The 22,927-nt window shown below is 44.0% G+C and carries 25 protein-coding genes and 1 pseudogene; 2 read left to right on the forward strand and 24 right to left on the reverse strand.

Going from position 1 to position 22,927, the window contains the following annotated elements:
- Positions 1-15: 15 nt before the first annotated feature.
- A complete protein-coding gene (locus LJE12_RS11510) occupies positions 16-1,374 on the reverse strand; it encodes an ABC transporter permease (RefSeq protein ID WP_025579673.1) in 1,359 nt (452 codons plus the stop codon).
- Positions 1,375-1,376: 2 nt separating this feature from the next.
- Entirely contained in the window at positions 1,377-2,327 is a 951-nt protein-coding gene (locus LJE12_RS11515; protein ID WP_025579672.1) for an ABC transporter permease, read from the reverse strand.
- Between the two features lie 371 nt (positions 2,328-2,698).
- Here LJE12_RS11515 and LJE12_RS11520 point away from each other — a divergent pair, with 371 nt between their 5' ends.
- Positions 2,699-4,282, forward strand: a complete 1,584-nt coding sequence (locus LJE12_RS11520; RefSeq protein WP_025579671.1) for a glucose-6-phosphate isomerase — start codon at positions 2,699-2,701, stop codon at positions 4,280-4,282.
- A 243-nt stretch (positions 4,283-4,525) separates the two neighbouring features.
- On the opposite strand, the gene LJE12_RS11525 is transcribed toward LJE12_RS11520, so the two are convergent.
- The 13 genes from LJE12_RS11525 to LJE12_RS11585 all read right to left on the reverse strand — a co-directional run bounded on the left by LJE12_RS11525 (position 4,526) and on the right by LJE12_RS11585 (position 13,047).
- Positions 4,526-6,220, reverse strand: a complete 1,695-nt coding sequence (locus tag LJE12_RS11525) for a two-component system response regulator (protein WP_227226973.1) — start codon at positions 6,218-6,220, stop codon at positions 4,526-4,528.
- Positions 6,221-6,644: 424 nt separating this feature from the next.
- Positions 6,645-7,076 carry a M67 family metallopeptidase gene (locus LJE12_RS11530; protein ID WP_173701229.1) on the reverse strand — a complete coding sequence of 144 codons (432 nt, stop codon included), beginning with the start codon at positions 7,074-7,076 and terminating at the stop codon, positions 6,645-6,647.
- Between the two features lie 36 nt (positions 7,077-7,112).
- Positions 7,113-7,949, reverse strand: a complete 837-nt coding sequence (locus LJE12_RS11535; protein ID WP_008705270.1) for a HesA/MoeB/ThiF family protein — start codon at positions 7,947-7,949, stop codon at positions 7,113-7,115.
- Positions 7,950-8,156: a sulfur carrier protein ThiS gene (gene thiS, locus LJE12_RS11540; RefSeq protein WP_008705271.1), complete on the reverse strand. Its 207-nt coding sequence runs from the start codon at positions 8,154-8,156 to the stop codon at positions 7,950-7,952.
- A gap of 28 nt (positions 8,157-8,184) precedes the next feature.
- Positions 8,185-8,502: a thioredoxin gene (gene trxA / locus LJE12_RS11545; protein WP_008705272.1), complete on the reverse strand. Its 318-nt coding sequence runs from the start codon at positions 8,500-8,502 to the stop codon at positions 8,185-8,187.
- Entirely contained in the window at positions 8,502-8,753 is a 252-nt protein-coding gene (locus tag LJE12_RS11550; RefSeq protein ID WP_008705273.1) for a sulfurtransferase TusA family protein, read from the reverse strand. The genes trxA (LJE12_RS11545) and LJE12_RS11550 overlap by 1 nt, the downstream gene beginning before the upstream one ends.
- Before the next feature lie 12 nt (positions 8,754-8,765).
- Complete coding sequence (locus tag LJE12_RS11555; RefSeq protein ID WP_118339198.1) at positions 8,766-9,635, reverse strand: 4Fe-4S binding protein; 870 nt, start codon at positions 9,633-9,635, stop codon at positions 8,766-8,768.
- 113 nt (positions 9,636-9,748) lie between these two features.
- Complete coding sequence (locus tag LJE12_RS11560) at positions 9,749-10,648, reverse strand: NAD(P)/FAD-dependent oxidoreductase (protein WP_118339201.1); 900 nt, start codon at positions 10,646-10,648, stop codon at positions 9,749-9,751.
- A 159-nt stretch (positions 10,649-10,807) separates the two neighbouring features.
- Entirely contained in the window at positions 10,808-11,077 is a 270-nt protein-coding gene (locus LJE12_RS11565; protein ID WP_008705279.1) for a hypothetical protein, read from the reverse strand.
- Between the two features lie 120 nt (positions 11,078-11,197).
- Positions 11,198-11,509: an EAL domain-containing protein gene (locus tag LJE12_RS11570; RefSeq protein WP_227226972.1), complete on the reverse strand. Its 312-nt coding sequence runs from the start codon at positions 11,507-11,509 to the stop codon at positions 11,198-11,200.
- Positions 11,509-11,841: a transporter substrate-binding domain-containing protein gene (locus LJE12_RS11575; protein ID WP_055054153.1), complete on the reverse strand. Its 333-nt coding sequence runs from the start codon at positions 11,839-11,841 to the stop codon at positions 11,509-11,511. Before LJE12_RS11575 ends, LJE12_RS11570 begins: the two co-directional genes overlap by 1 nt.
- 82 nt (positions 11,842-11,923) lie before the next feature.
- On the reverse strand, positions 11,924-12,175 hold the full coding sequence (locus tag LJE12_RS11580; RefSeq protein WP_330366488.1) for a hypothetical protein: 252 nt from the start codon (positions 12,173-12,175) through the stop codon (positions 11,924-11,926).
- A gap of 98 nt (positions 12,176-12,273) precedes the next feature.
- Positions 12,274-13,047, reverse strand: coding sequence for a NifB/NifX family molybdenum-iron cluster-binding protein (locus LJE12_RS11585; protein ID WP_025579658.1), 774 nt, complete (start codon positions 13,045-13,047; stop codon positions 12,274-12,276).
- A 93-nt stretch (positions 13,048-13,140) separates the two neighbouring features.
- On the opposite strand from LJE12_RS11585, the gene LJE12_RS11590 reads away from it, so the two are divergent.
- Positions 13,141-13,824 (forward strand): Crp/Fnr family transcriptional regulator, encoded by a 684-nt coding sequence (locus LJE12_RS11590; protein WP_055057808.1) that lies wholly within the window; start codon positions 13,141-13,143, stop codon positions 13,822-13,824.
- Between the two features lie 118 nt (positions 13,825-13,942).
- Here the strand turns inward: LJE12_RS11590 and LJE12_RS11595 are convergent, their stop codons facing one another.
- The 9 genes and pseudogenes from LJE12_RS11595 to mobQ form a co-directional block, all read right to left on the reverse strand.
- Entirely contained in the window at positions 13,943-15,634 is a 1,692-nt protein-coding gene (locus tag LJE12_RS11595; protein ID WP_227226971.1) for an FAD-dependent oxidoreductase, read from the reverse strand.
- Positions 15,635-15,656: 22 nt separating this feature from the next.
- On the reverse strand, positions 15,657-15,962 hold the full coding sequence (trxA, locus tag LJE12_RS11600; protein WP_118339206.1) for a thioredoxin: 306 nt from the start codon (positions 15,960-15,962) through the stop codon (positions 15,657-15,659).
- Between the two features lie 180 nt (positions 15,963-16,142).
- A pseudogene (locus tag LJE12_RS20675) lies at positions 16,143-16,334 on the reverse strand (HTH domain-containing protein); the annotation flags it as partial.
- A gap of 102 nt (positions 16,335-16,436) precedes the next feature.
- Positions 16,437-17,141, reverse strand: coding sequence for a hypothetical protein (locus LJE12_RS11610; protein ID WP_025580600.1), 705 nt, complete (start codon positions 17,139-17,141; stop codon positions 16,437-16,439).
- Positions 17,142-17,255: 114 nt separating this feature from the next.
- Positions 17,256-18,878, reverse strand: a complete 1,623-nt coding sequence (locus tag LJE12_RS11615) for a recombinase family protein (RefSeq protein ID WP_118608672.1) — start codon at positions 18,876-18,878, stop codon at positions 17,256-17,258.
- 107 nt (positions 18,879-18,985) lie between these two features.
- Positions 18,986-19,171 (reverse strand): hypothetical protein, encoded by a 186-nt coding sequence (locus LJE12_RS11620; RefSeq protein ID WP_004849804.1) that lies wholly within the window; start codon positions 19,169-19,171, stop codon positions 18,986-18,988.
- Between the two features lie 270 nt (positions 19,172-19,441).
- Positions 19,442-20,782: a virulence-associated E family protein gene (locus LJE12_RS11625; protein ID WP_009321442.1), complete on the reverse strand. Its 1,341-nt coding sequence runs from the start codon at positions 20,780-20,782 to the stop codon at positions 19,442-19,444.
- Entirely contained in the window at positions 20,667-21,407 is a 741-nt protein-coding gene (locus tag LJE12_RS11630) for a CHC2 zinc finger domain-containing protein (protein WP_024730557.1), read from the reverse strand. The genes LJE12_RS11625 and LJE12_RS11630 overlap by 116 nt, the downstream gene beginning before the upstream one ends.
- 47 nt (positions 21,408-21,454) lie before the next feature.
- Positions 21,455-22,927 (reverse strand): MobQ family relaxase, encoded by a 1,473-nt coding sequence (gene mobQ / locus LJE12_RS11635; protein WP_227226976.1) that lies wholly within the window; start codon positions 22,925-22,927, stop codon positions 21,455-21,457.

Here is a 22,927-nt window from a genome sequence, read left to right on the forward strand (position 1 = left end):
GATTCTCCTCCTCTCTTATTTCTTAAGTTTCGGGTCAAGTGCATCGCGCAGACCATCACCGAACAGGTTAAATGCAAGAATCATTACACTGAGGACTACAGACGGAACGATCAGTCTGTAAGTGTATGTATACATACCGCTTAATGCGTCTGTTGCCATAGATCCAAGGCTTGGAAGCGGTGCAGATACACCAACACCAAGATAGGAAAGGAATGACTCCAGGAAGATCGCAGACGGGATCTGCAGGCAGGTTGTTACAACGATCTGTCCGATACAGTTCGGAAGCAGATGACGACGGATGATACGTCCGCCTGAAGCACCGAGTGCTCTGGCTGCTGTTACATATTCCTGCTGTTTCAGCTGAAGTACCTGTCCACGGATGATACGGCTCATAGTTACCCAGTACAGAAGACCGAAGGCAATGAACATGGAGATAAGGTTCGGACCAAGTACATTGGCAAAGGACTTCAGCGGACCGCCGCCCGGGGAGTTGATATATTCTGTCAGGATTGGTTTCAGTGCAGTTGCGATCAGAAGTACGACCAGCATTTCAGGAACTGCATAGATCAGCTCTACGATACGCTGCATCACTGCATCGACCTTACCGCCACAGTAACCGGAGATCGCACCATATAAAGCACCAATGATCAGTACGAGAAGTGCGGCAAATACACCAACTGACATAGAAACTCGTGCACCATACATAACACGGACAAGAATATCACGTCCGTACATATCTGTTCCAAAGACATGTGGGAAAACTTTCTCGCCGGCTGCTTTACGCTCAAGTTCTTTCTTTGAATATCCGAAGATATGTTTCTTAATTCCCAGTTCCTTGCGGACTGTATCTGGGTCTGTGCTCTCTTCAGACTCACTCGCTGTATCATTCTTTGCTGCTGTTTTTGCTTTTGCGCGAAGGATTGCTTCATCTTTTTTTGTAAACTTCTCACCTTTGGCTTCCGCCTCTGCCTTAGCCTGCTCGATCATTGAATCAACATCAACAACCTCACTCTGAGTTCTGGATGCAATCTCTTCATCTACACGCTGCTGGTCTTCCAGTGTGTAATGATATGGAAACAGGTTCTCAGCGCCATCGTTAAATTCATCATATCCATATGGGATCAGAAGTGGTCCGACGAACGCAAACAGAAACAGGAATATAATAACTCCAAGTGCGACCATCGCCACAACATTCTTCTTTAATCTTCTCCAGGCATCTTTCCAGTAAGATACACTCTGGCGGTCCTGGATGAAATCTTCTTTCTCCTGACTGGAAGCCGAAGCAAAATCATCCGGTGTCAAGTCCTGAAGAAGGTTCTCAATATCCGGCTGAAGACTTACCGGACATTTCTTGATCTTCTTATTCTCTGCCATGATCAGTCTCCTCCCTTTGTCAGGCTGATTCTCGGGTCAGCTACCTTATAGAGGAGGTCTACGACCAGATTCATCAGAATAATAAATGTTGCAAGGAAAATAGTAGTTCCCATGATAACCGGATAGTCACGGTTCTGAATAGACTGTACGAAATAACGTCCCAGTCCCGGGATAGAGAATACACTCTCTACTACGAAACCACCGCATAAAGTAAAAGCAACCTGCGGTCCCAGGTAAGTAATAACCGGGATCAGGGCATTTCTTAATGCATGTTTGAAGATGATCTTCTTATTCTTAAGACCTTTTGCCCTGGCTGTCTTGATATATTCCTGGCTTAAGGAATCCAGCATAGCAGAACGGGTCTGACGTGCAGTATAGCACATCGGGTAAAATCCCAATGCAAAGCACGGAAGTATGTAGGCTCTGATCCCCTGTGACGCATCAAAAATGGACGGGAACAGATTCAGTGCTCCGTCACCTGTGAGTGTTACAAGAAGAACAGATGCAACTACGAAACTCGGCATGGAGATACCCAGAGTGCAGATAACTCTGAGGATACTGTCTGTGAGCTTACCTCTCTTAAATGCTGCGAGACATCCAAGTGGTACACCTACGATGATCGCCCATAACAGAGCGAGGGCACCTACTTTGGCAGATACCGGGAACATCTCAACGATGATATCCAGAACTGCGCGGTTTTTCTGCATCTTCAGGGACACGCCAAAGTCACCATGCAGAATATTTTTAAGATACATGAAAAGCTGAACATGAACAGGCTTATCCAGGCCATATTTTGCATTCAGCGCTGCCAGGGTTGCGGCAGATGGCGTTTTCTCGCTGAGCCACGGGCTTCCAGGCACAGCGTTCATCAGAAGAAATGTAAGGCATGCTACCAGAAAGATCGTAAGCAATGCCATTGCAAATCTCTTTAAGAAGTATTTAGCGTTAGCCATATGTTTTTCCTTTCTTCCTTATATATTGCTTTTCGCTTTGTGGAGATATTTTCGTTACTGTTCTCAGCAACATTGGAACAGTAACTGTTTTTCTGCTATTATTCGTATGTATTCTAGCTGTGCAGATATAAAGGAAATTATACCATACTTTCTCATACCATTTCAAGCTAATACTACTGGAAAATGCTTACGCTTTAATTTGTTAAATATTTATAAAAAATCTAAATTTTTCAGAAATAACATTCCGGTAAACTGGAAAATATATTTAAAATCCCTGCATCCTTGCATTGAAATTAAAACATTTATTCAGTATAATCAATATTAGCAACTGCAGCCATACAGCTACAGTCATTTAAAGGAGGAATATTATTATGGCAACATGGAAAAATCTGGACACTCTTGCTTCCTACAGTAAGCTTGCCGGTCTGAAGGGTCATGTAAATATCGCAGAGGCCATGACAGGCGAAAATGGTGCTGAACGTGTAAAGAAGTACAGCGCACCAATGGCAGCCGGCCTGGCTTATAACTATGCCGCAAAACAGGTTGACGAAACAGTCCTGAACGCACTTGCAGATCTGGCAGACGAAGCCCAGCTTATCGACAAATTTCAGGAATTATACAACGGCGCTGTGATCAATACAGGAGAGAAACGTATGGTTCTTCATCACCTTGCACGAACTCAGCTCGGTGACGCTGTAGTTGTAGACGGTGTTGACAAACGTGAATTCTACGTAGCACAGCAGAAGAAAGCCGCTGACTTCGCAAATAAAGTTCACACAGGTGAGATCACTAATGAAAACGGCGAGAAGTTCACAACAGTCGTACAGATTGGTATCGGCGGAAGTGACTTAGGTCCTCGTGCATTATATATCGCTCTTGAGAACTGGGCAAAAGCAAACAACACATTTAAAATGGAAGCAAAATTCATCAGCAACGTAGATCCTGATGATGCAGCTGCTGTCCTTGCTTCAGTAGACCTTGCTCATTCTCTGTTCATCGTTGTATCCAAATCCGGTACAACTCTTGAAACTCTGACAAACGAAGCATTCGTCAAGAACGCTCTGGTAAAAGCAGGATTAAATCCATCCAAACATATGCTTGCCGTAACAAGCGAGACATCACCTCTGGCAAAGAGCGAAGATTATCTTACAGCAATCTTTATGGATGACTATATCGGCGGACGTTACTCTTCCGTTTCCGGTGTAGGCGGTGCGATCCTTTCTCTTGCTTTCGGTCCTGAAGTATTTGCACAGATCCTCGATGGAGCTGCTGCCGAGGACAAGCTTGCTACAAATAAAAATATCCTTGAAAACCCGGATATGCTGGATGCACTGATCGGTGTTTATGAGAGAAACGTACAGGGATATCCTGCTACAGCAGTTCTCCCATACTCTCAGGCATTAAGCCGCTTCCCTGCACACTTACAGCAGTGTGATATGGAATCCAATGGTAAATCCGTAAACCGTTTCGGTGAACCTGTAGACTATGTAACAGGACCTGTTATCTTCGGTGAACCAGGTACAAACGGACAGCATTCCTTCTATCAGTTATTACATCAGGGAACTGACATCGTTCCGCTTCAGTTCATCGGCTTTAAGAAGAGCCAGCTTGGTGTAGACGTAGATATCGAGAACAGCACAAGCCAGCAGAAACTCTGTGCAAACGTTGCTGCTCAGATCGTAGCATTTGCATGCGGTAAAAAGGATGAGAACCTGAACAAGAACTTCAAGGGCGGACGTCCTTCCAGCATCATCACAGGTGAAGAACTTACACCTGCATCTCTGGGTGCATTACTTGCTCACTTCGAGAACAAGATCATGTTCCAGGGATTCGTATGGAACTTAAACAGCTTCGACCAGGAAGGTGTTCAGCTTGGTAAAGTCCTTGCAAAACGTGTTCTTGCACATGACACTGACGGAGCACTGAAAGTATACAGTGACCTGTTAAACATCTGATTTCATCAGAAAGCAAAAAATACACAAGCCAAGATCCAACCGCAAAAAGCGGTTTCAAACTATAGCACTCCTCTTCAATAATACATTCAGGAGGAGTGCTACAAGAAAGAATCCTGCCCGAAGGGCTTTGTTATGTTATAGGAACATTACGGAGTAATTTCCTATAACATAACAAAATCATCATACAGAACTCCGATAAATATTATCAGGAAGTTCCTTATGATGATTTTTCTGTTTTCTTTTCTAATTCTCTTCTGACTTCTTAACAAAATCTGCTTTCGGCAATGGTCTGGAATAATAGAATCCTTGAATATTGTCACATTCCATCTCCTTCAGAAGTTCAACCTGATCTGCAGTCTCCACACCTTCTGCAACCACCTTCATGCCAAGTCCATGTGCCAGGATGATTACCTGCTGCACGACCATTCTTCCCTTCTGCTGGTGAATACAGTCAACCAGACTCTTATCAATCTTCAGTGTATTAAACGGTAATTCACTCAATGTGATCAGTGAAGAATATCCTGAACCAAAATCATCCATGTGCAGTGCAAATCCTGCATTTACCAGTTTCTCTGTAAAATCTCTGATCATAACATTATTCAGAGTAGCTGTTTCCGTCAGTTCAACAGGCACACAGGAAAACGGGATCCCATTCTCCTCTACAATCTTCATATAACGTTCAACAATATCGGAATGATGGATGCTTGTACGCGACAGATTTACAGAAATCGGAATCAGCTCCTGCCCCTTCTTCATCAGTTCACGCTGAAATTCGCAGACATACCGGAATATGTATTCATCCAGCTTCACGATCAGTCCGTCCTTTTCATATAGCGGGATGAAATCTCCGGGCATTACCATGGAACCATCCGGGTTGATCCATCGCACCAGTGATTCCGCTCCTGTGATCCTCTCTGTTTTTACATCATATTTCGGCTGGAAATATGCCACAAATTCTTTATTTTTAATCGCAGATTCAAATCTGTTCTCCAACAAACGGTCCTGCATCTGCTTCTGTTTCATTTTCTCTGTATAATAAGCAATGTTACACTCATAGTTATCGCGGATACTTCTGATCGCCATAAATCCTCTGTCACAGATTACAGAAACAGGTAAAGATTTATCAATATCCTGATAAACTCCATATTTGACCATAAGATTGGGAACAGGTGCATGCTCTGCGATTTCTTCTTCTATCTTTGTCACTGTTTCCAAAGACAGATCACAGTCATCACACGTCATACATACGAACTGATCACTCCCATATCTGGATACCAGACCTGTCTTCAGCATCTTTGTATAAGCTCCTGCCAGATAGCAGAGGATTTCATCTCCTACTTTCTCCCCGTAACTGCTGTTGATCAATTTGAAATCCCTGATGTCAGCAATTACAAGATGAAATCTCTCCCCCGGTCTGGTTTTCAGAAAAGATTTTGCATGATAGAAAAACGCCTGTCTGGTATAAACTCCGGTGAGCTCATCATGTTCTACTGCAGTCAGTGCCATTACGGACTCCCTCAGCTTGATCACACTGTTGATCCTGCCCATTACAAGTTTAAAGTTATAGGGCTTCGGAATAAAATCAACTGCACCAAGATCCAGGCATTGAAGTTCTACATCTTTTGAATTACTTCCGGTCATAACGATAACCGGTATGGTTGACAGAAATTTATCTGTGTTTCTGCGTCTGAGGAATTCAAATCCATCACACACAGGCATACAGATATCCAACAGCACTACTGATAATTCTCTGTAATGCTCGGAAAGAAGTTCCAGTCCTTCTTCCCCGTTTTCTGCGAGAAAAACATCAAATTTCTCTTCCAGAAAAGAAGAGAGGATATCTCTGTTTAATTCATTATCTTCTACGACCAGGACTTTTCTTTTGGACGGTAATTCCCCCGGTTCCAACAGTTTTGCATTGTCAGAATCTTTTCTCATACTTTTTTTATACCCCTCACACACAATTTCCAAAGCAAAGCATCTCCGGATATCCGCACCGGAGATGCTCAAATTATTATAGTAACCGATCTGTTATCTGCAACCGTCCAGCCATTGTGGGAATATACTATACTTAAACGTTACAGGCATACATAATGTCTACATATCTTAACTCTTTGAGTTTACATTATTTTGCATAATCTTTCAAGCCTTATTCTGCAGTTGACATGATTTTGCCACGACTTTATTATGGAAATTTCATGCTATGATGGGCTGGATTAAGATGCATTATTTACGAGGATTGCTCTATACTTTTACAATGTACGGAAGTTTTATATGCTGATAGTATAAACAGAGGCAGAAATGTTTCCACAAATAATCCTGCTTCAAACATTTCTGCCTCTGTTATCCTGTCTGTAAATCTTTAAAAATAATATTCTTCTGAATAAATCCTCAGATCCTCTTTTGTCCATTCCCCACCTTCAATATGAAAGCTGTTCAATACCGGATAGTCCGCCATCAGTGACAGGATCAGATAACTTGCCTTTGAATCAAAAGCAAGACGGATATCCTCCACTGACGGACGGGATGGAGAAGACGGATGGGAATGCCAGTTTCCCAGCGGTTTCAATCCATTGGCACGCATATCCCTGATCGCATTTATCTGGTCTCTGGGATCCAGGGTAAAGTGATCTTCTGTATGATCTTTATTCTCCAGAAAATATACCTTTCGGATTTCCCTTCCCTCCCCGGTTTCCACTCCGGCCAAAAGCCCGCAGGCTTCCTCCGGAAGATGCTCTTTTGCATAATTAACGATCTCATCATAGAGATGATCTCTCATTCTTATTATAGCCATACTTTTCTCCTGTTTTGCATCAGGTTTTTCTTGTATTTACTGCTCATCTCTTGTGGCAAATCGGCCTGCTGTTTCCTCACAGACCTCCTGCTCGTAGTCGATCGGTTCCAGGATTGTCGGATGATCTCCGCATACTGCACAGTCATGAGTATCCTTCGGCAGTTTAACCTTATGGAATTCCATTGTCAGCGCATCAAAAGTCAGAAGATATCCTGTCAGAAGATCACCTACACCGATCAGATACTTGATTGCTTCCATTGCCTGTAAGGAACCGATGACACCCCCCATTGCTCCGATGACACCTGCCTGCTTACAGGTAGGAACTGCATCCTTGGGCGGCGGATTCTTGAATACGCAGCGGTAACATGGACCTTCCCCGGGTACATAGGTCATCAGCTGACCTTTAAAACGAATGATACCTGCATGGGAAAATGGTTTTTTCTCCAGTACACATGCATCATTGATCAGAAATTTTGCCGGGAAATTATCAGTTCCGTCAATAATAAAATCATATTCTCGAATCAGTTCGCGGATGTTGGATGCGTCTACGAACATCCGGTAAGTTTTTACTTCCACATCCGGATTCATGGCATTCATGGTTTCCTTTGCTGATTTTACCTTTGCTTTTCCGATATCTGCTGTGCTGTGGATGATCTGTCTCTGCAGATTGGAAAGATCTACCTCGTCCGCATCCACAATACCGATTGTTCCCACACCTGCTGCTGCCAGATACATTGCCGCAGGTGCACCAAGACCGCCTGCACCGATGATCAGTACTTTTCCTTTCAGGAGCTTCTTCTGTCCCTTTGCCCCCACTTCTTTTAAGATGATGTGACGGGAATAACGCTCGATCTGTTCATCTGTCATTGCCATTTAGCATCCACCTCCCATGAAATACAGAAATTCTACATTGTCTCCCTCTTTTAATACGGTAGACTCTTTATCCTCTGATGCAACAAATTCTTCATTAATAGAAACGGTTACATATTCCGGCATCTCTACATTTTCCTGTGCGATCAGTTCCGGAAGTGTCAGTCCGTCTTTTACTTCTTTTTTCTCTCCTGCTACTGTGATAAACATATTTTTCTCCTTTATGCCTGCTCTCTTTTTAGAGTAATCCTTCAATCCAGCTGTTTAACTCTGCCTGTTTCAATGCTCCTGTTTTCCGGTCTTTCGCCTGTCCGTCTTTAAAAAGGATCAACGTCGGATTTGCCTGCACTTCATACTGCTCTGCCAGCTCCACATCAAAATTCGTATTTACTTTATATACTTTAATCTTATCCTCATAATCGTCTTCCGCATTTCCGAGAACCGGTGCCAGCTTTTTACACGCCACGCAGGAATCTGAATAAAAATCCACCAGAACCGGAAGTTTTTCCTTCAGGACTTTCTCTTCAAAATCCGTCTTGCTTACCCGTACTGCCATCAGTCTTCCACCTTTCTTACATACATGGTGTAAGTACCATCTTCATTATCGGTTAATTTCAGTACTTTATGCCCTTCTTCTTTCATGCTGCGCGGAACATTCTGCACTGGTTCGCCATCGTTCATGCGGACAGCCAGAATCTCTCCATCCTCCAGTTCTTCGATTGCTACTTTTGCCTTCACGAATGTCAGGGGGCATACTTTATCGGTAATATCAACCTCATCGGTTACTTCAAAATCTAATTCAGCCATTATGTTCTCCTTTCACTGTCCTTCATACGCATCTTTCAGCTGACTGCGGAAATCTTCTTCTCCCACACGCTGCAATGTTTTGCGGAAACGTTCACTTGGATTTGCATTTTTTTCAAAGAAATTAATTGCCGCATCTGTCACACGAAACAGTGTTTCTTTATCCGGGATCAGAGGAAGCAGTTCTTCTCCTTTATAGATATTATTTCCGAAGGTTCCTCCAAAAGATACGATATATCCCGGAGTTCCTTTCCATGCATCCACCGGACAGCTCTTTACACAGCGGCCACAATGATTACATTTCTGCGCATCCAGTTCTATTTTGCCGTCCACCATCTTCAGTGCATCCTGTCTGCAGGCTTTCACACACACACCACAGGAAATACAGTCGTCTTCCTTATATTCGATGTTCATGCCGCCTTTGATTCCAACATCGTTTTCTTCTGCTTTCAGGCAGTTATTCTGGCATCCTGTAACACCAAATTTGAATTTATGCGGGAGTTCCCGTCCGAAATATCTCTCATCAAGCTCTTTTGCCAGTGTGTAGGTGTCGATACATCCGCTTGGACAGACCTCTGAACCCTGACAGGCTGTAACTGTACGTACACGTGGTCCGCACACACCGGTTCCCACACCGCCTTTTGACAGTGCTTCTTTTACCTCTGCCAGTTCTTCCACTTTAATAAAGGGAATCTCAATGCCCTGACGGGAAGTCATATGTACATATCCGCGGCCGTATTTTTCTGCTACTTCTGCTACTGTCTTAATATTCTCTGCAGTCAGGTTTCCACCGACCACTGCCAGTCTCAGGGAACCGTAACCTTTCTGTTTCTGTCTCATATATCCGCCTTTTTTTAAGGCTGCATAATCTACTTTCTGTGCCATTTTTATCTCTCCTTTGTGTTTTTAGAGCGTTTTTTCAAATATTTTTTCCAGATCTGCGGCTGTCCGGTATCCTTACAGCCGGTTGAATTATCGTAATACTCTCTCAGTTTCTTCTATTTCAAATATTCTGCCACTGCGGTTGCTGCATTGGCACCATCCGAAACCGCAGTTACCACCTGACGCAGTTTCTTTGTTCTTGCATCTCCTGCCACATACAGCCCTTCCAGAGCGGTTTCTCCTGTCTCCCCTGCTCTGACATAACCTGAATCATCCAGTACTGCAAATTTTTTCAGAAGATCTGTCTGTGGTACTGCTCCGTAAGCAACAAATACACCGTTCACATCTATCACAGCTGCATCTTCCAGAACTACTCCGGTTACTTTCTGCTCTCCGATGATCTCTTTTACCTGATGCTCCAGTACGAAGATAACGTTTTCCTTCTCTCTCAGTTTCGCCACTGTAATAGCGGCTCCTCGGAATTCCTTTCTCCTGTGGATCACATATACTTTCTCTGCCACATCCGCCAGGTAAACAGCATCATCAAGTGCTGTATCTCCACCACCAAGAACTGCGACTGATTTACCTCTGTAAAATGATCCGTCACAGATTGCACAGTAAGAGACACCCTTTCCTGCATATTCCTGTTCTCCCGGAATATTCGCTCTTCGCGGTGTGGCTCCCGCCGCATAGATTACGGTTTTCGCTTCCACCTGCGAACCATCTGCAAATACAAGTTCAAAATCTGATGAAGCTTCTTTCTTTATCTCTGTTACTTCCTGTTCCATGAAGGATACCCCAAGCTTCACTGCATGTTCCCGGAAGTTCTCACCCAGATCATAACCGCTGATGCCCGGAAATCCCGGATAGTTATCTACCTGTCCGCTTTCTGCGATCTGTCCGGTTCCTTCATATTCTTTTTCTATCACTACGGCTGACAGATTAGCCCTCTTTGCATAGATTGCCGCACTCAAACCCGCCGGACCGCTTCCAATGATACCTACATCATATTTCATATCGTCAGTTCCTTTACACCTATTATTCCTATCGAATTAGTATGTTTTATAATAAACATAATAACACCGATAATTTCCTCTGTCAATAAATAAGATTATAAAAATTTTTTAGGATTCGTTATGGACTCAGGTTATAGCAGTTACTTAATATTCGCTGTACTAGATCCAACTGTAATCTCCGCCGGTCAGAGCAAGGCTCAGAAGTGTGTCCATCTTCTCTACCTCTTCTTCACCCTCAATCTTCTGAATCAGTTCTGCTGTATCCAGCACATCCTCCAGTGACTCGTCCGGACCGATCTCATAGTCGATTTCAGCCTCACAGTCCGGGCATGGAATCCTCTTCATCGTCTGCATAGACAGAAAACGGTTGCCGCATTTTTTACATTCATAATATCCGCACTCTTTCGTGCCGTCTGGTACATAATACATCTTTTAATTTTCTCCTTTTTTTGTTTATATGATTAGTTTTTATATGATTGGTCTTCTGATGACAAAGAGCTGCCGGTTTTGATGATTCCCGGACAGCCCTTTATTCAACCTTCTGTACATCTAATTTCCTGCTTTTTCTTTTCTGAGCAGCTCTGTATATTCTGCTTCCCTCATAGGTCTGGCACAGAAATATCCCTGAGCCTTGTTACAGCCGAACCCCTGAAGCATTACCTTCTGCTGTTCAGTCTCCACACCTTCCGCAATGATGGAAAGCTTCATATGATTTCCCATAGTAATGATCATGTGCAGGATTTCTTCTGCTCTTCCATAAGGATCTGCTGCACTTAAGAAACGCATATCCAGTTTGATCTCATCAACAGGAGCTTCTTTCAGCATATTCAGGGAAGAATATCCACTTCCAAAATCCTCCATCAGAATACGGAATCCTCCCTGGCCTCTGTTTTCTGCGCATTGCAGATCAGGTCTACCTTTCCGGATTTCAGATCTGCCAGCTGATTTTCCCATGATTCATTGATATATTCATATCTCCAGCCGGTATACTGAGATATTTTATTCAGATATTCCACTCCATATCCCTTGTATACTCCACTGCTGCTTTTATTAATAAAGTCTGCGTCCTCACGATACGCCACCCGTATTATCTTTGTCCCGCCGTACGACTGTGCCTGAACCGGAACGATCACTCCCAGAAGCAAGGTAAACAGCAGAACGAACAACATTACATTTCTCTTCTTACCACTCATCTATCGTACCTCTCTCTTGAGTGATTATAACATAATATTCTCCAAAAAGATATCTTTATAATGCTCGCTCAAACATTTCCCCTTACAGAATCCAGGTGTTACTTTTTAATCCCATTTCCACCACAGACAATCGAATACAAACTAAAAACAAAATTTCCCTGATTGCTTCCGGCGGTAGCTCATATTTCTCTTTTCGCACCAATCCATCAATCGTTGCTCCGAGTCGAATATTTCTCAATACTAAATCTACAGCTTCTTTGATTTGTGTGTAGATTGGTCCTGTAAATTCTCTCTTATCAAGAAATACTGCACGATCTGTTCCTTTAAAATACAATCTGTCTTTCTGTAAAATAACACAAAAAGGATGTGCTGCGGTAACTTCTCCATTGCCTTGACACATCCTTTCGTATTATTATTTTTTTGCTATTCTTCTTAATGACAGCTATGGCTTCCACATCCATGCTCACCACATGTATGTCCTTCCCCGTGGCTGTGCTCGTGATGAGAACACTTCACATCCGGATTATAATCCAGTGTTTTATTAATAAAAGCTTCCACCGCTTTATCTGCATCTCCGGAAACTCCTCCAAACAGCTTAATGCCTGCTGCCGCTAATGCTGTCTGCGCGCCGCCTCCGATTCCGCCACAGATCAAAACATCTGCGTTCAATGCATTAAGAACTCCCGCCAATGCACCATGTCCGCTTCCATTGGTATCTACTACCTCTGAATGTACCACTTTCCCTTCTTCTACATCATAAATCTTAAATGTCTCTGTGTGTCCAAAGTGCTGGAAAATCTGTCCATTTTCATATGTTACTGCTATTCTCATGATACCTTCTCCTTTTTCTGCTGCATATTTTTTGTAAATTTCCTGTTTGTAACAGCCTCCAAAGCTACAGTTGCTGCTCTGACCGTCACAAATTCTGAAATCTCCACCCTCGATTCTAAGTGGATGTCCATCAATGAGTGCATCTGCTATTTTCTTCCTGGCGGTCTCATAAATTCGTTGAACCGTTGTTCTTGCGATCTGCATAGATACTGCACACTGCTCCTGACTGTAACCTTTTTTGTCCAAAAGACGAATTGTCTCATACTCATCTACTGTCAAAACAATGGGTACTTTTTTCTCAGCATTATCTGCCGGAAGGAATTCTAAAACATTCGGAAAATGGCAGACTTTTCTGCATTTTACTGGTCTCGGCATAAACTGCTCCTTTCTTGCTTTTCTTATATAATAGTCCTATAAAGGGCATATGTCAATTATGTAATTGACGCATCTAAAAAAAGCAAGTATACTATGTTCGTAAAGGAGATAACTGTTATGAACTTCGAAAATTATTTTCCACTATGGAATGACTTAAATACAGCACAGAAAAAAATAATTTCAGACAATTTAATCACACGGGATGTAAAAAAAGGAACGATCATTCACAACGGAAACCTGGACTGTACTGGATTATTACTGGTTAAATCCGGGCAGCTTCGAACCTACATACTTTCAGATGAGGGACGGGAGATTACACTTTACCGTCTGTTCGATATGGATATGTGTCTTTTATCCGCCTCATGTATCATACGCTCCATTCAATTTGAAGTAACCATTGAAGCAGAAAAAGATACTGATCTTTGGATCATCCCTGCTGAGATCTATAAGGACATCATGAAGGAATCTGCTCCCGTCGCAAACTATACCAATGAGTTAATGGCTACCCGTTTTTCTGATGTCATGTGGCTGATTGAACAAATCATGTGGAAGAGTTTAGATAAGCGTATTGCTTCATTTCTTTTAGAAGAGACCTCTATCGAAGGAACAAATGAATTGAAAATCACTCATGAGACGATTGCTAATCATCTTGGTTCCCACAGGGAAGTTATCACTCGAATGCTTCGATACTTTCAAGGCGAAGGACTCGTCAAACTCTCCCGCGGCAAAATCACAATCCTGGATTCGAAAAGACTGGAAACACTACAAAGATCATAAAACTGTTTTTCTGTAACATCAAAAGAATCCTCCATTTATCAGAATTATAAAAGTCATTCTAATAAATGGGGGATCTTTTTATGCTACGAGAAAATTATAAAAATATTGTGATTATTTTTTAATAATCCATACCACATGCATATGCCATTTCTATCAGCGCACGGTCATTAACCACTGTATCATAGAAGCGGAATCCACCGGAAAAGTTGTATGTTTCATAACCATTTCCTTCCAGAATACGGCTGGCAATGTAACTGCGCAGACCACTTTGGCATATCAGATACACAGGCTTTCCTTTCTCAATTTCACTAATTCGTTCCCTTAGTTCATCTACAGGAATATTGTTGAATCCCTTCATATGACCCCTGTTAAATTCACCTACAGTCCTCACATCCAGCAACACCACATTTTTATCTTTAGAAATCTTATCCATATCTTCCAAATGCCATTGTTTTAAGGTCCCTTTTGCTATATTGTCTATCATGAAGCCGGCCATATTTACAGGATCCTTTGCAGAGGAATAAGGCGGTGCATATGCGAGATCCAGATCTTTCAACTGGGTTGCCTTCAGCCCTGCATGGATCGCTGTTGCCAGCACATCAATACGTTTATCAACTCCTTCATATCCAATAATCTGAGCACCAAGCAAACGATAAGTCTCTTTTTCAAAAACTACCTTCATGGTCATCACTTTTCCACCAGGATAGTAACCGGCATGACTCATAGGAGAAAGAATTACTGTATCTACCTCTAATCCTGACTTTTTGGCATTGGTTTCATTGATACCTGTAGTGGCTGCTGTCATATCAAACACTTTTATAACGGAGCTTCCCTGACTGCCCAGGTAACGACTATCACCACCACAAATATTATCAGCAATGATCCTTCCCTGCTTATTGGCTGGACCAGCCAAAGAAATCAGCGCATCATCACCCGTAACATAATGTTTTACCTGAACTGCATCACCTGCTGCATAAATATCCGATACAGAAGTTTCCATCCTGTCATTCACTACGATACTTCCCTTGATGCCAAGCTCCAGACCGGCTTCTTTTGCTAATACTGTGTCTGGTGTAACGCCGATTGCCAGCACCACCATATCAGCCTGAAGGGACGGATTATCTTTTAATAGAATCTCTACTCCATTGTCCTTTTCTCTAAATCCTTCTACCGTATAACCCAGTACCAATTTTATCCCGTGCTTTCTCATTTCATTATGGATCATGGATGCCATATCCGGATCAAAAGGATTCATCAGCTGCTTAGGCCGTTGAACAATTGTAACATCCATGCCAAGCTCTCTCAAATTTTCTGCCAGTTCCAGACCAATAAAGCCACCACCTGCCAATATAGCCGATTTTGGATGGTTCTTATTTATATATTCCTTTATACGAAAAGTGTCTTCTACTGTACGAAGTGTAAAAAGTTTATCAATACTAACTCCAGGAAGTCTCGGCTGTGTTGGCTTTGCACCTGGAGAAAGGATCAGCTTATCATAGTTTTCTTCAAATATCTCACCATTCTCCAAATTTTTCACTGAAACAGTTTTACGATCCAGATGTATGGAGATAACTTCATGATGAATTTTCATATTAATGCGAAAGCGTTTAAAAAAGCTCTCTGGTGTCTGTAATGTAAGTTCTTCCGGGTCTGTGATCACGTCTCCAATATAATATGGAAGCCCACAATTCGCATAGGATATGTATCCGGATCTTTCAAACACAATAATTTCTGCGTGTTCATCCAGTCTGCGTATTCTTGCTGCGGCTGTAGCTCCTCCGGCTACACCGCCTACGATTATTACCTTCATCTTATTTTTCCACCTTTCCTCATTAAAGCATTTCTAAAATCGCTTTCTTAGGTCTCGCCCCTGAAACCTGTTGTACAATCTTCCCATTCTTCATAACCACCAAAGTTGGGATACTCATAATACTAAATTTACTTGCCAGTTCAGGCTGCTCATCCACATTGATCTTTCCAACTTTGATATCAGGGCGTTCACCTGCAATCTCCTCTATGACAGGAACCACCATACGACAGGGAGCACACCAAGGCGCCCCAAAATCCAAAAGAACGGTTTTCTCGGAATCCATTATTTCATTCTGAAAATTATTTTTATTGATATTAATAGCAGACATTTTACAGTCCTCCTTGTTTTTTCTTTTGTGGCTTTATTATAACCTGAAATTCATTTGTTTTCTGTGATATCATCACATTATTATCGTGATTAATTTTTTATCAAAAAAACCTCCGCAAACATTACGTCTGCGAAGGTCTATTTCTCTCAGCATTTGACTAATCTTGGATTAATTTACTTCTCACTCCTGTAGATCTTTATCTATAATCTCCCAGTAACCATTCTTTGGAGAACCATGTCCTATGAGAATACCATATTCTTTTAACTTCTTAATATTGTTCTCAATATTTCGACTGACAATCCCAATTTTTTCAGCTAACTTAACCGCTGATAATTGATGATCTTCTGAAAGCAACTTTATAATCTTTTGCTGTGTATCGCTAAGGTCTGTTCTCCACTCTACCTCCTTTCTTTTTCATTTGTCACCGGAAATGAATTACGGAACAGCTCTATCCGAAACATATTATCAAATCTATTACTTACAAAACTCAAATGCCACATAATACACATAATCATTTTTTGAAAGAAAATCTGTTTGGCTATTTATAAAATCGTCTAAAGTCGGAACACTCATTTCATCATTATCATAAACAAAGGCAATAAGTGGCTGCTGCTTATCGTATCTAATGTCTACGACATTTTTTATTTCAGTTGCTGTTCTGCCATAGTATTCTCTATTTTCTACATTTTCTAAAATAGGAATTTCTGTTGACAACCTACTACCACCTCCAGAAATAATTAACTTAATTACATAATTATCGAAATCAGGCACCATTACGATTTCACCACTTTTTGGCGAACCAATATCTTCAAATCCCATTTCAACTTTGTCCTGATCACTCAATTTTCCTGATTCGTATCGATAAATATGTAATCTGAGTTTTTTATATTCATCCGTTGTGATAAACTTATAGACAAATGCTCCATCCGGTCCAGCAAGCAGTTCTGCTGTCTGCATTTCTATGCTATCCTTTGCAACAGGAGAAATATAATTCTGTGGTTTTTTCAGACGGTATATGGTAAATCCGATTACTGATACCGCACAGATAGATATGACTAATAATATACATTTCATAACCTTTAGACATTTCTGTTTATCTATATTATCTCTGATCACTTCAATAATATTTGTTTCTGACTTCTGAATCATATTCTCTTGAGCTATATCTTCTCCAGCCAAAAACTCATTGAGGCTAATACCAAGAATTGAACAAAGTTCTTTATAAACAGATACATCCGGCAGGCAAACTCCCGTCTCCCTTAATTAAAGATATTGTTGGGTAAAAAAGAAAGGTCAGTCGATTTTGCCGATGAAGCGGTAGTAGATTTCTACTTCCTGCTCACGGCTTCCGTCCTCGCCCTTGACAGCTTCGTGGACGGTTATTTTTTCAATTAGAGTGTTCAGAAGTTCGGCGGTCAGCTCCACAGGGTTGACATACTGTTTCATCAGGGCAATCCACTTTTCAGCGTCCGCTGCGGTCTGTACGGCGGCTTCCATCGTTTCGTGAAGCTGCCTTATTTTTGTTTCAAGCTCCCTTTGCTCGTTCTGGTACTTCTCGGACAGCATATTGAAGTTATACTCGGTTATGCGTCCGGCAGACCAGTCCTCATACATTTTAGCAAACAGCCCGTCAACCTCGGCTTTACGCTTTTCCGCCTTTTTCAGCTCCGCAGCCTGCTTTTTCTTCGCAGAGTTTCTTTCCCTGTCGCTGGCATTGAGCAGGCGTTTCAGCAGATTGTCCTCGTCTTTCTGTGCCAGCATAGACCAGTATTGCAGTCTTGCAAGCACATAGGCATACAGTACATCATAGCGGATATAGTGCATGGAACACTGGCGTAATCCCTGCCCGTGCTTGCTGCAATGGTAGTACCCGTATGGGTTCTTATTCTGCTTGTTTTCCCCATAGGCTAAAGACCATCCGCAGTCTGCACATTTTATCAATCCTGCGAAAATCTGTGTCGTACCGTTTCTGCGTTTCCTGCGTCTGCTTGCAATCAGCTCCTGAACTTTTTGGAACACTTCTTCAGAAATGATGGCTTCGTGGGTATTTTCCACACGATACCATTCTTCCTGCGGCTTCCGCACCTTTTTCTTGTTCTTGAATGAAATGTTGCTCTGCTTGTTGTGAATGCTGTGACCGATGTAGGTTTCCTCTTTCAAAATGCTCTTGACCTGTGCTATCGTCCACGCATAGGCTTTTTCTGCGGGCGCACCGGCGTAGATATTGGCGAAAGTCCCGTATCTTTCATAGTTCAGCCAGCCGGGGGTAGGTACTTTTTCCTCCACCAGAATCCGTGTAATGCTGGCGGCTCCACGCCCGTGTACAGCAAGGTCAAAAATCTTCTCTACAATCCAGCGTGTTTCCGGGTCGATCAGAAGATGACCTTTTTTGTCCGGGTCTTTTACATAGCCCAGCGGTGCATAGGCTCCATAGTGTGCGCCATTGGCAAATCTTGTGTGCATGGCAGCCTTGACCTTTTTGCTGGTCTGTCGGGCGTGCATTTCATTCAGGATGTTTAAGAACGGTGCAAGCTCGCTTTCTCCGTTGATGGTGTCCACATTGTCATTGATGGCAATGTAGCGTACTCCCTTGCTGGGGAAATAGATTTCCGTGTACTGACCGGTCAGGATATAGTTTCTTCCCAGACGGGATAAGTCCTTTGTGACAACGCAGTTGATTTTCCCGTCTTCGATGTCATCAATCATCCTTTGGAAACTTGGACGCTCGAAATTTGTCCCACTCCATCCGTCGTCAATGTACTCGTCTACAACGGTCAGCCCATGCTCTGCGGCATACTGTCTAAGCATCATGCGCTGGGTCTGGATACTGCCGCTTTCCCCCTGTAATTCATCGTCACGGCTCAATCTCAAATATAGTGCAGTGTTATAAATCGTTGTATTGTATGGTTGTTTCACGGTTAAAAATCCTCCTTCTAAAAGAAACAACCCACGCTTATACAATACTCGCTGGTACAAGTATATCATAAGCGTGGGCTGATTGACAGTCGTTATTCCGTATTTTTTCAGGAAGCGGCGGCAGCGTGCTGGATCACATCTTCCAGCAGGCTGTCAAGCGGCTTCCCATCCTGTGCGAAATGCTCCGATACCTTGATACGGACTTTCCCCATGACAAAATACTGGGTGCCGTCTTTTTCGGTAAGCAGGGTGCCGCTGTTTTTGTTATTGCTCTCGTTTTTGCTTTTTGCCATAGGCAGTTACCTCCATAAATGAAATATGCCCGACAAGGGAATGTCAGACAGGTGTACAGCCGCAGACTGTCTCCGTGTCAACCAAACCGTGTCAACCGGCAGAAAAGACTTTGAAAACAATCCATAGGCGCTCTATTATTACTTTTTACTTTTTCTTTGATTTCTTGGTTGACATGGTTGACAAAGGAGAGAAATGCCCCAAATATCAGGCTTTTCCCCGTCAACCGGCTGTCAACCAAAGCGTCAACCAAACTGTCAACCGGTGGCTTTTCAGAATGGAAGTTCCATTTGCCGGGCTTCTTCTTCCGTGATTTCCTGAAAACCGTCCCCCTCCGGCGGAGCTTGGTTGACACGCTCCCAGCCTTTTTGAGAACCGTATTTCTTATACCGCTTCGGGCTTTTGTAGGCTACCCAGCCCTGTATGATGCCGCCCGCAATGCCGGTATTCATAATCTCGCAGATTGCCCGTGTCTCCCAGTCTGCCGGGGAATTTAAGTTCCCCAGCGCTTCCTCATAAAGCTGCTTGGAACATACCCTGTCGCCGGTGTAGTCCTCCAAATAGGCGTAGATCATGCCGGCCTGTGTGTCTTCCTGCATAAAGTCCTGCTGGTGGGCGTTCAGGTATCGGTTCATTTCCATGCTGAATGACAGCTTATACTTCCCACTGCGATAAACCGTCATGGCTTCCGCCCACATCTGTTCGATATACGCCCTCGCCGCCGCTTCATCGTCCAGTATGTGAACCTCCGCCCGTTCCGGGTACACCGTCACGGGGAGAAAGCGCCGGTTGCCGGTGCGGTCACGGGGCAAAAAGTCCTGCCGGTTGGTCGTCCCTCCAAATACACATTGCCGCAGCCGGTCTGCCGGATGTGTCTCATACGGCACTTTGTAGGTTTCTTTCTGGCGGCTTAAGAATGACTTGATTTCCTCAATACTCTTGGCGTTGGCTGTGGCAATCATCTCCGACATCTCGATAATCCAATGCCCTTGCAGCTTGCGGTACACATTTTCATCGTCCAGCTTTTTCAAATCGTCTGAAAACCATTCGTCCCTGCCTGCCAGCAGCCGGAAAAAGGTAGATTTCCCGGCTCCCTGACCACCAACCAGACAGAGCATGACCTCAAACTTGCTCCCCGGTCTGAATACCCGCCGGATGGCTCCCATCAGGAACAGTTTCAAGGCTTCATAGGTGTATTCGTCCGTATCGGCTCCCAGAAAGTGATGCAGGGCGTAACGGATGCGCTCTGTGCCGTCCCATTGCAGGCTGTTCAGGTAATCCCTGACTGGATGGTAGCGGTTTTCATTGGCAACAATCTTGATGGCGCTCTGCACCTTTTTCTCGCTGGTAAGCCCGTAATTTTCTTCCAGATACAAAAGCAGGTAGTTCATGTCCATGTCGGTCAGCGTGGTACTGGTGCGCTCCCAGCCCAGCGGCTTCACAATGTCAATCTGCTCCGTCAAAAGGTTCAGGCGCAGCGCCCCACGAAACAGCGGGTCACGCTGGAACACCGTCAGGCAGTTTCGGATGCTGTTCTTCACGCCGCCTTTCTGCGTCCCCTCTAATGTCTCCCGGATTTCTGCTGGTGTCTGCGCCGGTTCCATTGTGTCCATCGTCTTTTTGACCGCTTCCTGCGTTTCCAGCGGCAATCTCTGAAATTCGCTGTTCAAGCCGCAGCACCTCCTTTCCCTGTGCGGCGATCAACGCCGCTTTTTCTTCTATTTCTCCGTATAACAAAATATCCAAAAGGTATTCTGTGTAGCTTATCCTCTGCAACGCTTCCACAAAAAGAGGATGCCAGATGGCATCCTGCGGCTGTGGGGCGTATGCTGTTTTCCAATGCTCCAACAGGCGCAGATAATCGCATAGCACCCGGAAACAATACCGTTCCGTTTCCTGAAATCTCTGCTCCGCTGATTTTTGTCGGGGCTGTGACCTGTTGTGACGCTTCCTATCTGGCGGCGCATTGCCGGATTTCTCATAGGAAACGCCGAAGTCCTCCGCAAGCCTGACCGCAGCTTCCCGTTTCCCCAATCCATGCAGCAAAGCGGAAAAGTCGATCACATCCCCGGAAGCCCCGCAGCCGAAGCAGTAAAAGCGGCTGTCCACTTTCATGCTGGGCGTGCGGTCATTGTGGAATGGACAGCAGACCATGCCGTTTCTCCCCACCCGGATTCCATAGAATGAAGCAGCCTGCCGGGTGGTAACAGACTGTTTCACCGCTTCAAATACATTCAAATGCTCCCTCCATAAAAATGCCGGCAGCGGTAAAGCTGCCGATTATATCATAATTCCATCTCGTGTTTCTTTCTCTGTACTTCCTGTGACTGCTCCCTCCGGCGCAGTGCGGTATCTACGGCGTTCTGCACCTGCCGCAGCCGTATGACTTCCTCCCGGAGCGGCTTGTGCTGCGGAGACAGTTCGGCATACTCTGTTTTTAACTGTGCGTATTCCTGTTTCCATGCTTTCAGGGCAATGGGTTTTCCGTCCAGTTTTTCTTTCAGAATACGGCGGGCGGCATAAAACAGCCGTAACTCCGCATCGTGGGATGTTTCAAATTTCTCCCTCTGTTTCTTAAACTTGATATTGTTCAATTCCGTATGAATAGGTTTTAGCCGCTGGTAATTCTCGCCCTCCCGTATCAATTCCTGCAATTCCTTTATCCGGGCAGATTTCTTTTTCATGGAGCCGCTTAATGCTTCAAATTCTTCACTGACAGAGGAAAGACGCTCCTGCAAATCCTCTAATGTGAGCAGCTTGTTTTCCGTCAGATAATTGACGGCTTCGGCAAACTGCTTTAAGTTTCCGGTTCTGGCTTTATTGCTCCATGCCCCTGCGTTGCGCTGGTTGTAATAAGCGATCAGCAGGTCGGCAAGGCTCGGTGTCTGGGGTTTGGAAAGTTCTTCTTTTACCTCTGCCATCCAGACAAACAGGGCTTTGATCTTCTTCCTCACATCCTGTATAAGCCGGTTGGTGGCTTTAATCCAGCGGTTCAGTTCCCCTTTCTCGGTGCGGATGCCCTTTGCTTCCATCTGCCGGACATTAGCTCCCTCGTGGACAGTAGGTATCAGGTCAAGCCCCTGCCGCACATAGGAACGGTGGTCGATACGCACATCCAGCCCTTTTTCCTCAAATTTTGTATTAACGGCAGCCGCCCACTGCTCCCGCCAGTGTTCCAGCGTTTCCGGCTCATGCCAGTCTGTTGTATGGACAGCGTTAAACATATAATCGCCGTTTTTATCCCGGATTCGGTTTCCATCTTCATCAAGAAGATATTCCCGCCGCTGTTTTTGTCCCCATGTGCCATCCGGGTTCAAAGGGCGCATGGTTGTCATCACATGGAAATGCGGGTTAGGGATGCCGCCGTCCTCTTTCTCCGGGTTGTGAAAAGCAAGATCGGCAATCATGCCTTTTGCCACAAACTGCTCCTGCACGAACTTCCTTGCCAGCTCCATGTTTTCTTCCAGCGTCAATTCATTCTGCATGGCAATATCAAAGGAATAGGCAAGCTGTGCTTTTGGATGTTTCTCGCAGCTCTCCACAGCATTCCAGAGGGTCGCCCGGTCAAGATATATTTCCGGCGCATGGGGCGGCAGCATGATTTCCGAAGCAATCACGCCGCCCTTTTTGGTGTAATCGCTGACTTCTCCATAGTAGCTGCTGTAAAGACGCTCCCCGGATCGGTAGGCTGCGCTTGCAATGGCGCTCTGACCGGCGCTACGCTTTATCTGTGCGATTGAAAAATGATAAAGTGCTAT

The sequence above is a fragment of the Blautia sp. DFI.6.71 genome, from assembly GCF_020593585.1.
Lineage (GTDB): Bacteria > Bacillota > Clostridia > Lachnospirales > Lachnospiraceae > Blautia_A > Blautia_A wexlerae.